At 61.9% G+C, this 12700-nt stretch carries 9 protein-coding genes; 3 read left to right on the forward strand and 6 right to left on the reverse strand.

Translation table 11 applies throughout. The features are described 5' to 3' along the window. Positions 1–42 precede the first annotated feature (42 nt). The 3 genes from fadA to GGI48_RS05085 form a co-directional block, all read right to left on the reverse strand. Complete coding sequence (gene fadA, locus GGI48_RS05075; protein WP_016964860.1) at positions 43–1218, reverse strand: acetyl-CoA C-acyltransferase FadA; 1176 nt, start codon at positions 1216–1218, stop codon at positions 43–45. 28 nt (positions 1219–1246) lie between these two features. Beyond that, positions 1247–3394 carry a fatty acid oxidation complex subunit alpha FadB gene (gene fadB, locus GGI48_RS05080; protein ID WP_179597319.1) on the reverse strand — a complete coding sequence of 716 codons (2148 nt, stop codon included), beginning with the start codon at positions 3392–3394 and terminating at the stop codon, positions 1247–1249. Between the two features lie 557 nt (positions 3395–3951). Beyond that, entirely contained in the window at positions 3952–4389 is a 438-nt protein-coding gene (locus GGI48_RS05085) for a hypothetical protein (protein WP_047302977.1), read from the reverse strand. A 101-nt stretch (positions 4390–4490) separates the two neighbouring features. Between GGI48_RS05085 and GGI48_RS05090 the strand changes: the two genes are divergently transcribed. Further along, entirely contained in the window at positions 4491–4928 is a 438-nt protein-coding gene (locus GGI48_RS05090; protein ID WP_016964862.1) for a universal stress protein, read from the forward strand. 86 nt (positions 4929–5014) lie between these two features. Here the strand turns inward: GGI48_RS05090 and GGI48_RS05095 are convergent, their stop codons facing one another. Then, on the reverse strand, positions 5015–6937 hold the full coding sequence (locus tag GGI48_RS05095) for an ATP-binding cassette domain-containing protein (RefSeq protein WP_103741352.1): 1923 nt from the start codon (positions 6935–6937) through the stop codon (positions 5015–5017). Positions 6938–7150: 213 nt separating this feature from the next. On the opposite strand from GGI48_RS05095, the gene GGI48_RS05100 reads away from it, so the two are divergent. After that, a complete protein-coding gene (locus GGI48_RS05100) occupies positions 7151–9079 on the forward strand; it encodes a transglycosylase SLT domain-containing protein (RefSeq protein WP_179597321.1) in 1929 nt (642 codons plus the stop codon). 136 nt (positions 9080–9215) lie between these two features. On the opposite strand, the gene GGI48_RS05105 is transcribed toward GGI48_RS05100, so the two are convergent. Further along, positions 9216–10994 (reverse strand): ABC transporter transmembrane domain-containing protein, encoded by a 1779-nt coding sequence (locus tag GGI48_RS05105; RefSeq protein WP_179601928.1) that lies wholly within the window; start codon positions 10992–10994, stop codon positions 9216–9218. Between the two features lie 259 nt (positions 10995–11253). Between GGI48_RS05105 and GGI48_RS05110 the strand changes: the two genes are divergently transcribed. Next, the gene (locus GGI48_RS05110) at positions 11254–11433 is read left to right on the forward strand and encodes a PA1571 family protein (RefSeq protein WP_011060254.1); all 180 of its coding nucleotides are present in this window, start codon (positions 11254–11256) and stop codon (positions 11431–11433) included. A 75-nt stretch (positions 11434–11508) separates the two neighbouring features. On the opposite strand, the gene pdxB is transcribed toward GGI48_RS05110, so the two are convergent. Further along, a complete protein-coding gene (gene pdxB / locus GGI48_RS05115) occupies positions 11509–12651 on the reverse strand; it encodes a 4-phosphoerythronate dehydrogenase PdxB (RefSeq protein WP_179597323.1) in 1143 nt (380 codons plus the stop codon). Positions 12652–12700: the final 49 nt, after the last annotated feature.

Raw genomic sequence — 12700 nt, forward strand, 5'->3', positions numbered from 1 at the left:
AAAAACCGGGGCACAGGGCCCCGGCTTCCATCCACCCAACGCTTAAACGCGTTCGAAGACGGTCGAGATGCCCTGGCCAAGGCCGATGCACATGGTGGACACACCGAAGGTGCCGCCATTCTGCTTCATGACGTTGAGCAGGGTCCCGGAGATACGCGCACCGGAGCAACCGAACGGGTGACCCAAGGCGATCGCGCCGCCGTGCAGGTTAACCTTCTCATTCATCTTGTCGAGCACTTTCAGATCTTTCAGCACTGGCAGGGCCTGTGCGGCGAAAGCTTCGTTGAGCTCGAAGAAGTCGATGTCGTTGATGCCCAGGCCCGCACGCTTCAGGGCTTTCTGCGTGGCCGGTACTGGACCATAGCCCATGATCGCCGGGTCCACACCCGCCACGGCCATGGAACGGATCACCGCCATCGGCTGGATGCCCAGATCCTGAGCCCGCTGGGCCGACATCACGATCATGCACGAGGCGCCATCGGTGATCTGCGACGAAGTACCGGCAGTCACGGTACCACCCTTGGGGTTGAACGCCGGCTTCAAGGCCGCCAGGCTTTCCAGGGTGGTTTCGGGACGAATGGTTTCGTCGTAGTCGAACAGTTTCAGGAAACCGTTCTCGTCATAGCCCTGCATCGGGATGATTTCGTCCTTGAACTTGCCTTCCACGGTCGCCTTGTGGGCGAGCTGGTGGGAACGCAAGCCAAAGGCGTCCTGCTGTTCGCGGGTGATGCCGTGCATCTTGCCCAGCATCTCGGCAGTCAGGCCCATCATGCCCGAGGCTTTGGCCGCGTACAGGGACATGTGCGGGTTCGGATCAACACCGTGCATCATGCTCACGTGGCCCATGTGCTCGACGCCGCCCACGACGAATACGTCACCGTTACCGGTCATGATCGCCTGCGCTGCAGTGTGCAGGGCGCTCATGGACGAACCGCACAGACGGCTGACGGTCTGGCCGGCCGAAGTGTGGGGGATCTGGGTCATCAGCGACGCCATGCGCGCGATGTTCCAGCCCTGCTCCAGGGTCTGGTTGACGCAGCCCCAGATCACGTCCTCGACTTCCGCCGGGTCGACCTTGGTGTTGCGCTCCAGCAGTTTGCTGATCAGGTGCGCCGACATGTCTTCGGCGCGGGTGTTGCGGTGCATGCCGCCCTTGGAGCGGCCCATCGGAGTACGACCGAAGTCGACAATCACGACGTCTCTAGGATTCAAGCTCATATGTTCACTCTCGCTCTAGTGTGGGCGCTTAACCGAAGAAGCTCTGGCCGTTCTTGGCCATTTCACGCAGCTTCGCGGTCGGGTGGTACAGCGCGCCCAGATCGGCGTACTGGTCGGCCAGGGCAACGAACTCGGCAACACCGATGGAATCGATGTAGCGCAGCGCACCGCCACGGAATGGAGGGAAACCAATACCGTAGACCAGGCCCATGTCCGCTTCGGCAGCGGTTTCGACGATGCCGTCTTCCAGGCAACGAACGGTTTCCAGGCACAGCGGGATCATCATCCAGTTGATGATGTCTTCGTCGGTGACTTCACGCTGCTCGTAGACAATCGGCTTGAGCACTTCCAGCACCGACGGATCGGCGACCTTCTTCTGCTTGCCCTTCTTGTCGGCTTCATAGGCGTAGAAGCCCTTGCCGTTCTTCTGACCCAGGCGCTTGGCCTCGTAAAGCACGTCCACGGCCGAGCGACGGTCGTCCTTCATGCGATCCGGAAAGCCTTCAGCCATGACGTCGCGACCGTGGTGACCGGTGTCGATGCCGACCACGTCCATCAGGTACGCCGGGCCCATGGGCCAGCCGAATTTCTCCATGATCTTGTCGATGCGCACGAAATCCACACCGGCGCTGACCAGCTTGGCGAAGCCGCCGAAGTACGGGAACAGCACGCGGTTGACCAAAAAGCCCGGGCAGTCGTTGACCACAATCGGGTTCTTGCCCATTTTCTTGGCGTAGGCAACGGTGGTGGCAACGGCCAGCTCGCTGGATTTCTCGCCACGGATCACTTCCACCAGCGGCATCATGTGCACCGGGTTGAAGAAGTGCATGCCGACGAAGTTTTCCGGACGCTTGAGGGCCTTGGCCAGCAGGCTGATGGAAATGGTCGAGGTGTTGGAGGCCAGGATGGTGTCTTCCTTGACCTGACCTTCCACTTCAGCCAGTACGATCTGCTTGACCTTGGGGTTTTCGACCACGGCTTCGACCACCAGGTCGACGTTGCCGAAGTCACCGTAGGACAGGGTCGGACGAATGCCGTTGAGCACTTCAGCCATCTTCGCGGCGGTCATGCGGCCTTTATCAACGCGGCCTACCAGCAGTTTCGCGGCTTCCGCCAGCCCCTGCTCGATGCCGTGCTCGTTGATGTCCTTCATCAGGATCGGCGTGCCCTTGGACGCCGATTGATAGGCAATGCCGCCACCCATGATGCCGGCGCCGAGTACGGCGGCCTGCTTCACGTCCTTGGCGATCTCGTCGTAGGCCTTGGCCTTTCTCTTCAGTTCCTGATCGTTGAGGAACAGACCGATCAGGCTTTGTGCGGCCGAAGTCTTGGCCAGTTTGACGAAGCCTGCAGCTTCCACTTCCAGGGCTTTGTCGCGACCAAAGTTGGCGGCCTTCTGGATGGTCTTGATCGCCTCGACCGGTGCCGGGTAGTTCGGGCCGGCCTGGCCAGCCACGAAACCCTTGGCGGTTTCGAAAGTCATCATCTGCTCAATGGCGTTGAGCTTGAGCTTTTCCAGCTTCGGCTGACGCTTGGCCTTGTAGTCGAACTCGCCGGAAATGGCGCGCTTGACCAGGGCCAGAGCGGCATCCTTGAGCTTCTCGGGAGCAACCACAGCGTCCACGGCACCGACTTTCAGCGCGTCTTCAGCACGGTTTTCCTTGCCGGCGGCAATCCACTCGATGGCATTGTCGGCACCGATCAGGCGCGGCAGGCGCACGGTGCCGCCGAAGCCCGGGTAGATGCCCAGCTTGACTTCCGGCAGGCCGATCTTGGCGCTGGCGGCCATGACGCGGTAATCCGCTGCCAGGCACATTTCCAGGCCGCCACCCAGGGCGATGCCATTGATCGCGGCAACGGTCGGCACATTGAGGTCTTCGAAATCGCTGAAGATCTTGTTGGCTTCGAGGTTGCCAGCCACCAGTTCGGCATCCGGCAGCTTGAAGTTATCGACAAACTCGGTGATGTCGGCGCCGACGATGAACACGTCCTTGCCACTGCTGACGATCACGCCCTTGATCGAAGCATCTGCCTTGATGGTGTCAACAGCCTGACGCAATTCATTCAGGGTTAGACGGTTGAACTTGTTGACGGACTCACCCTTGAGGTCGAAATTCAATTCGACGATGCCACTTTCAAGAGCCTTAACCGTGATGGCTTTACCTTCGTAAATCATCAACTGATCTCCACGATATGGAAGCTGAACAGTACACGTCGGACGCTGACTTCTGGCTTGGCACTAACGTCTCCGTCGATGCTAACGCCAATCCGCCAGGCACACCCGCCAACGCGATAGTCGGGATTCTGTACAGAGCTGCCTGCGATGCAAACGCTCATTTCATACGCCCGTTTGATTTGGGTACGCCACATTCAGGGAAAATCCGACAATTGTCAATCGTACAAAACACGGTTTGAAACGCGACTTTGCGGTCACTGCACTGCTCCCCGGACGATCAACACGGCACTGCATTCAAGGCCATTCATAGGATCAATATTTAGAAAAATCGCCCTAAATCCCCCGGCCTCCAAGAGCAAGCACGACTAAGCTGGGGATATATCTGAAGAAATGACCAGAAAACATTTATCGAATATCGCCACGACCCAGACAGCAAAAAGCCACCCGAAGGTGGCTCCAACCCGATTACCGGCCTGCCTGGCCATCCCGCCCGATGCTGAGTCGGGCTTTTTATTGCCCAGCGCACAGGCCCACCCTGGGCGCTCTCTTCCAAGGCTTCAGGCCAAGGCCTTGAGCACCGAGGCGATACTTTCCAGGACACTGACCTCGCCACGCTCGTTCCAGTACAGCGCTATCAACTGCTTGTCCGCCTCAACCTTGAACACCCCGGACGGCAATGTTTGCAGGTGCTTGAGCAGCGACTCGTCGACACAGGGCTCGCGCCACTGGTTGACCCAGCAACCGGGGGCTGTCTGCCAGTAGCTCCAGCAGGCCGATTGCGCGCTGCGCCGCGGGCGGTGGTACTGCGGGCACGGATTGGGAGGTTCCTGACCCAGCCAGTGCGGCCACTCCTGAGGCGCCAGTTGCATGGCCAGGCCCATGCGTCGCGCCTCCATGCGCAAGGCGATCAGGCCGCTTTGGCGGCGCGAAGGACGCAACCACGCCAGCGGACTCAGAACCACCGCAAGGATTGACACCACTATCCAGACCGTCATATCAGTACTCTCGATTTTTTGATGAGCGGGGCCTGGGCGAAACCAACCCGCTTGAAAGCAGCCATACTTGAAGCTATTGCAATCCTCAGGAGGAGCACCTCATGTCCTACCACCATATTCTGGTCGCCGTAGATCTAACCGAAGAGTGCGATCCTGTTATCCACCGCGCTCGCGAGCTGTCGGTGAGCAATGGGGCCAAGCTGTCCCTGGTGCATATCGTCGAGCCCATGGCCATGGCCTTCGGCGGTGATGTCCCCATGGATCTTTCGCAACTGCAACAGCAACAGTTCGACCAGGCCAGGGAGCGCCTGGACCGGCTGATCCACAAGTATCCGGAGCTGACCAAGGAATACAGTCACCTGACCTATGGACAACCGCGCCAGGAAATTCACCATCTGGCCAAGGAACAGGAATGCGACCTGATCGTGGTCGGCAGCCATGGCCGCCACGGCCTGGCGCTGTTGCTGGGCTCCACCGCCAATGACGTTCTCCACGGCGCGCCTTGTGACGTGCTGGCGGTGCACCTGGTCAAGCGCTGAATACACCCCTCCGGCCGCCAGCACGCCAGCGGCCTCGACAAAAAGCCCGACTCTGAAGTCGGGCTTTTTCATTACTCAGCGATCATTCAGGCATCCAGCTCGGCCCAGCGCTCGACCATCTGCTCCAGCTCGGCATTCAACTGCTCCAGCCGGGCGATGACCGCGGCGGTTTCCGCCACCGGACGCTGATAGAAACCGGCATCGGCCATTTCCGCCTCGACCCCGGCAATCTGCTGTTCCATCGCTTCGATCTGTCCCGGCAACGCCTCAAGCTCGCGCTGCAGCTTGTAGCTGAGCTTCTTCTTCGCCGCCGGAGCCTCCTGCACCGGGGCCGGGGCCGCGGCTTGCACCGGCGCAACCACGGCTGAATTCAGCTCGGCCTTGCCGGACTTGTTCTCGGTCACGCCCAGCAACCGTGGCGAACCGCCCTGACGCAACCAATCCTGATAACCGCCAACGTATTCACGAACCTTGCCTTCGCCTTCAAACACCAGGGTGCTGGTCACCACGTTGTCGAGGAAAGCCCGGTCGTGGCTGACCATCAGTACCGTGCCCTGGAAGGTCAGCAGCACTTCTTCCAGCAGTTCGAGGGTTTCCACATCCAGGTCGTTGGTCGGTTCGTCGAGCACCAGCAGGTTGGCCGGCTTGCTGAACAGCTTGGCCAGCAACAGACGGGCACGCTCACCGCCAGACAACGCCTTGACCGGCGTGCGAGCACGTTGCGGGCTGAACAGGAAGTCACCGAGGTAGCTCAGCACGTGACGGCTCTGGCCATCGATCTCGATAAAGTCGCGACCCTCGGCGACGTTGTCGATCACGGTCTTTTCCAGGTCCAACTGGTGGCGCAACTGGTCGAAGTAGGCCACGTCGATCCGTGTGCCCTCCTCCACCTTGCCGCTGCTGGGCACCAGGCCACCGAGCATCAGCTTGAGCAAGGTGGTCTTGCCGGTGCCGTTGGCGCCCAAGAGGCCGATGCGGTCGCCGCGCTGCAGGACCATGGAGAAGTCCTTGACCAGGAACGGACCACCCGGGTGAGCGAAGCTGACGTTCTCCAGCACCATCACCTGCTTGCCGGACTTGTCGGCGGTTTCCAGCTGGATATTGGCCTTGCCGGTACGCTCGCGACGCTCGCTGCGCTCCACGCGCAGCGCCTTGAGCGCCCGCACGCGGCCTTCGTTACGGGTGCGCCGGGCCTTGATGCCCTGGCGAATCCACACCTCTTCCTGGGCCAGGCGCTTGTCGAACAGCGCGTTGGCGGTTTCTTCCGCCGCCAGCATGGCTTCCTTGTGCACCAGGAAGCTGGCGTAGTCGCCGTTCCAGTCGATCAGGCCGCCGCGGTCCAGTTCGAGGATGCGCGTGGCCAGGTTCTGCAGGAAGGAACGGTCGTGGGTAATAAAGAGCACCGCGCCCTGGAAATCCTTCAGCGCCTCTTCCAGCCAGGCAATGGCGCCGATGTCCAGGTGGTTGGTCGGTTCGTCGAGCAGCAGCAGATCCGGCTCGGACACCAGGGCCTGGGCCAGCAATACGCGACGACGCCAGCCGCCGGACAACTCGGCGAGGGTCTTGTCGGCCGGCAGCTGCAGACGGCTCAGGGTGCTGTCCACCAGTTGCTGCAGGCGCCAGCCGTCACGGGCTTCGAGATCGTGCTGGACGTGCATCAGCTTTTCCAGATCGGCGTCGGTGACGATGTTCTGGCTCAGGTGGTGGTACTGGGCCAGCAGCTCGCCGACACCGTCCAGGCCCTGGGCAACCACGTCGAACACGGTCCGCTCGTCGGCCACCGGCAATTCCTGGGGCAACTCGCCGATCTTCAGACCGGGTGCGCGCCATACAGAGCCGTCATCGGGCTTCTGATCGCCCTTGACCAGCTTCATCATGCTGGATTTGCCAGTACCGTTACGGCCGATGATGCACACCCGCTCACCACGGGCGATCTGCCAGGACACCTTGTCCAACAACGGCATGGCGCCGAAAGCAAGGGACACATCGCTGAATTTGAGCAGGGTCATGTTCTTCTCCAAAAACCGGGCGCGCATTCTACCTGACTTGAGCCCGCAGAAGGCCGGCTATTTCGCCGCCGGCCACCCCCGAGGCACTTTTGTTGCCAACTGATGCCGAGGGTTCGGCAAAGCTTTCACCGGTTGCTGGCAAAAGGCTAAGCTAGTGAGCAATCAGTGTTGGCCTTGTCGGCACTTGTCATGATTTCTCTGCCCGGATGTCTCATGCGCAGTCGCCTTTTCAGTGTTTTATCTTGCCTGCTTCTCACCGCCGCAGCCGTCCACTCCGCCCAGGCGGCAGACCTGACTCTACAACGCCAGTATTACGATGAAGCCAAGCGCGCCCTGGCCAAGGGTGATTCCGGTCCCTACTTCCGTTACGCCGATGCACTGCGCGACTACCCGCTGGAACCCTACCTGGCCTACGACGAACTGACCGCCCGGCTGAAATCCGCCAGCAACGCCGAGATCGAGAAATTCCTCGCCGAACATGGCGATCTGCCCCAGGCCAACTGGATGAAACTGCGCTGGTTGCGCTGGTTGGCCGAACGTGGCGATTGGGCGACCTTCACCCAGTACTACGACCCAAAACTCAATTTCACCGAGCTGGACTGCCTCAACGGCCAGTACCAGCTGGGACACAATCTCAAGGCCGAAGGCTACGCCGCCACCGAAAAGCTCTGGCTGACCGGCAAATCCCAACCGGCCGCTTGTGACGCCTTGTTCGCGCAATGGGCCGCTGAAGGCCAGCTGACCGAACAAAAACGCTGGCAACGGGCCAAACTGGCGGCCGAAGCCCGCAACTATCCTCTGGCCAACAGCCTGGTGAAGAGCATGACCACCCTGGCGCCCCAGGGCCGCTTGCTGGTGGACGTGGCGCAAAAACCCGAACTACTGAGCCAGCCCTCGCGCTTCCTGCCGGCCGACGAGGCCATGTCCGACGTGGTCGGCCTGGGTCTGCGCCGACTGGCACGCCAGGATCCGGACAAGGCCATGGCCCTGCTGGACGGCTATGCCAGCAGCATGCACTTCTCCCGTGACGAAAAAGTGGCGATTGCCCGCGAAATCGGCCTGACCCTGGCCCGCCGCTTCGACAGCCGCGCCCTGGACGTGATGACCAAGTACGACCCGGAGCTGCGCGACAACACCGTCTCCGAATGGCGCCTGCGCCTGCTGTTGCGCCTGGCACGCTGGGAGGATGCCTATCAGTTGACCCGCAAGCTGCCTCAGGACCTGGCCACCACCAACCGCTGGCGCTACTGGCAGGCTCGCAGCCTGGAACTGGCCCAGCCGCAAAACCCTCAGGCCCAGGTGCTGTTCAAGGGACTGGCCCGGGAGCGGGACTTCTACGGCTTCCTCGCCGCCGATCACGCCAAGGCCCCCTATCAGCTGAACAACCAACCGCTGATGCTGAGCCAGGCGGTGATCAATAAAGTTCGCAATACCCCGGGTGTGCGTCGTGCCCTGGAATTTCATGCCCGGGGCCAGATCGTCGACGGTCGCCGCGAGTGGTACCACGTCAGCCGGCACTTCAACCGTGACGAAATGGTGGCCCAGGCCAGGCTGGCCTACGACCTGAAGTGGTACTTCCCGGCCATCCGCACCATCAGCCAGGCCCAATACTGGGATGACCTGGACATCCGCTTCCCCATGGCTCACCGCGACACCCTGGTGCGCGAAGCCAAGGTCCGCGGCCTGCATTCGAGCTGGGTGTTCGCCATCACCCGCCAGGAAAGCGCCTTCATGGACGACGCCCGCTCCCACGTCGGCGCCAGCGGCCTGATGCAACTGATGCCCGGCACCGCCAAGGAAACCGCGCGCAAGTTCAGCATCCCCCTGGCCTCGCCCCAGCAAGTGCTGGACCCGGACAAGAACATCCAACTGGGCGCCGCCTACCTGAGCCAGGTGCATAGCCAGTTCAACGGCAACCGGGTGCTGGCATCTGCCGCCTATAACGCGGGCCCTGGACGGGTGCGCCAATGGCTCAAGGGCGCCGACCACCTGAGTTTCGATGTCTGGGTGGAAAGCATTCCTTTCGACGAAACCCGCCAGTATGTGCAGAACGTGCTGTCGTACTCGGTGATCTATGGCCAGAAGCTCAACTCACCGCAGCCGCTGGTGGACTGGCATGAGCGCTACTTCGACGACCAGTGAAACCCGGCACTCCACGAGCCCGCAGCGATGCGGGCTTTTTATTGGGCCCTCGCCTAGGGCAGAAGCTGGCTTGCCAGCGACCAAGTCTTCGCGCTCGGCGCCAGGCTGATGGGCGCTTTCGCCGGCAAGCCGGCTCCTACACAGAGGCCGGCGGGCCGTCGCTGAATTGCAGGGCCGCCAATCGCGCATACAGCGGACTGCTGGCGATCAGTTGCTGATGAGTCCCCACCGCCACCAGCTTGCCCTGATCCATGACCGCGATGCGGTCGGCATTCTTCACCGTGGCCAGGCGATGGGCAATCACCAGGGTGGTGCGGTCCTTCATCAGACTGGGCAACGCCTGCTGAATCAGATGTTCACTCTGCGCATCCAGGGCGCTGGTGGCCTCATCCAGCAATAGGATCGGCGCGTCCACCAACAACGCCCGGGCTATTGCCAGACGTTGCCGCTGGCCGCCGGAAAGCCCCATACCGCCATCCCCCAGATGAGTCTGATAACCCTCTGGCATCTGCTCGATGAACTCGTGGGCGTAGGCGATCTTCGCCGCTTCCTGAACCTCGGTCAGGGTCGCGTCAGGCTTGCCGTAGCGGATGTTCTCTTCGATGCTGCCGTAGAACAGCGCCGGGTTCTGCGACACCAGGGCAAAACAGCGGCGCAGATCCTGCGGATCGAGCTGGGTCACGGGAACGCCGTCCAGCAGTATCCGCCCCCGCTGGGGATCATAGAAACGCAGCAACAGGTCGTAGAGCGTGGATTTTCCCGCTCCCGAAGGCCCCACCAGCGCCAGGGTTTCCCCGGCCCGCACCGTCAGAGTCAAACCGTCGACGGCATAGCGATCCGGCCGCGACGGGTAGGCGAACCCCAGATCCTCCAGTTGCAGATCGCCACGCACCCGCGCCGGCAGGCTCACCAGGCCGCTGCTAGGCGGCTGGATGCTGCTGTCCGCCCGCAGCAATTCGGCAATGCGTTCCGCCGCCCCCGCGGCCCGCTGCAACTCGCCAATCACTTCACTCAAGGTGCCGAAGGCACTGCCGACGATCAGGCTGTAGAAGACGAACGCTGCCAGCTCACCGCCGGAAATGCGCCCGGCAATGACATCCATGCCGCCGACCCAGAGCATCACCCCCACCGCTCCCAGGACCAGGACGATCACCAGGGTAATCAGCCAGGCACGCTGGACGATGCGCTTGCGCGCCGTATCGAAGGCTTCTTCCACCGTCACGGCGAAACGCTGCTCGTCCTGGGCCTGGTGGTTATAGGCCTGGACCGTCTTGATCTGGCCCAGGGTTTCCGAGACGTAGCTGCCGACATCGGCGATCCGGTCCTGGCTCAGGCGCGACAGGCTGCGGACCCGGCGACCGAAGATCAGAATCGGCGCCAGCACCAGCGGCAAGGCCACCACCACGATACTGGTGAGCTTGGGGTTGGTGATGAACAGCAAAATGATGCCGCCGAGCACCATCAGCGCATTGCGCAAAAACAACGACAGCGAAGAGCCGATCACCGACTGCAGCAAAGTGGTGTCCGCCGTCAGCCGCGACTGGATCTCCGAACTGCGGTTGTTCTCGTAGAACCCGGGGTGCAGGTAGATCAGGTGATTGAACACCTGGCGCCGGATGTCCGCCACACAGCGCTCGCCGATCCACGACACCAGGTAGAAACGCACAAAGGTGCCCACCGCCAGGGCCAGGACCAGCAGCAGGAACAAACCAATGGACTGATTCAGCAAATGCGGCGACTGGGTCATGAAACCCTGGTCCACCAGCAGGCGGATGCCCTGCCCCATGGACAGGGTAATGCCGGCAGTGACGATCAACGCCAGCAAGGCGCCCAGCGCCTGCCAACGGTAGGGAGCGATAAAGCGGCTGGCCAGATGCAACGCCCGGCGGTGACGAGAAGAGAGCATGCAGTTCATCCATTGACGCACCGGCGACTGATCCGCTGCAGCGGCGGCAACGAGATGAATTCGCAGGAACTTTGCTAAATCACAATGAGTCAGGTTGATTATGACCGCTGACACTAGAGCCTAGAGATTATCGGTCTAATCTGTGGCTGGCACTCCCTGGACATTTCTGGTGGAGTGAAGTGGCCGGGCCAGTCCCTGCGGCGGTCTGTAACAGCTTGGTCACCCGGCCATTCTAAAGTAAGCACACAACCTGATGAGGAGACAGGCCATGTCCTTGCAACACAGCAGCAATGACAAGATTCAAGTGATCCGTACCCAGCCGAACCAGTCTCTAGGGTGTGCCATCATCGACGCTCAGGGTCGCGAAGTACCTATTACTGAAGACATGATCCAGAACGCCTGCCGCGAACTGGAAAAGCGACTGGTCAAGCCTGCTCGGCAAGATTGACACACAGCCTCACGTCCTCTTGACCCGGCCTTGCGGCCGGGTTTTTTATGCCCGCGCCCTATAGGTTGAACGGGCTCAGACTTGGCTGGCCCCCAGAGCCCGGACGATCCGGCTCAAGACCGGCGACTCGCCTTGAATCCGCACTTGCAGGCCATCCACTTCGCGGCGCTCCGGGTAATGCTTGCGCAGGCCATCGAAGGCGGCGCGCTGCTGGGCGACATCGTCCACCAGACTGCGGCGAAAATCCGCATCATCACGGCGCGGGTCGTACACCGCCCGGCAGATCATCGCCAGGGCCCAGGCCGGGTCGGCATTGGCATTGACGCTCACTTGCGGCACCCAGGGCGCCGGCAGCAAGCTGGCCAGACTGACCTGTTCGGCCTGCCCGAGAAAACGGCAATAGGCCTGGTAGATCTGTGCCGTGCCACGCTGCTTGCCGTCCAGGCTGTAACCGGCGATATGCGGCGTGGCCAGCACGCACAGGTCCGCCAGTTCGCGGTCCACGGTCGGCTCCTCTTCCCAGACATCCAGCACCGCCTGCAAATCCTCACGCTGCAGCAGCACTTCACGCAGCGCCTGGTTATCCACCACCGGGCCACGGGCCGCGTTGATCAACCAGGTGCCCTGCTTGAGCCGGTTCAGGCGCTGCCGATCCAGCAGGTGCCAGGTGGCATGCTCGCCGTGCCGGGTCAGTGGGGTGTGCAGGCTGATGACGTCGCAACGTTCGATCAACTGCTCCAGGCTGACGTAGTCGCCGCCTTCCGCCGCCTGACGTTGCGGGTCGCAGACCAGTACCTGCCAGCCCAGGCCACGCAGGACCTTGATCAAGCGCCCACCGACCTCGCCGGCCCCCACCACGCCGTAACAGCGTTGCGTCAGGTCCGCCCCTTCGATCTCGGCCAGGGTCAACAGGCTGCCCAGCACATAGTCCACCACGCCACGGGCATTGCAGCCCGGGGCGCTGGACCAACTGATCCCCGCTTGCTGAAAGTAGTCCAGGTCCAGGTGATCGGTGCCGATGGTGCAGGTGCCGACAAAACGCACGGGGCTGCCTTCGAGCAATTGGCGGTCGACCTGGGTCACCGAGCGCACCAGCAGCACGTCCGCCTGCTCCACAGTCGCCCGATCAATGGCGCGCCCGGGGAAACGCCGGATCTCCCCGAAACCGGCAAAGAACTCTTCAATCAGGGGAATATTTTCGTCGGCAACAATCAACATGGCAGGCTCCTCGTGCGGAGCCGCAGTGTAGGCGCAGATGCCAGGGCGA

This window comes from Pseudomonas protegens, assembly GCF_013407925.2.
GTDB classification, from domain to species: domain Bacteria; phylum Pseudomonadota; class Gammaproteobacteria; order Pseudomonadales; family Pseudomonadaceae; genus Aquipseudomonas; species Aquipseudomonas fluorescens_AP.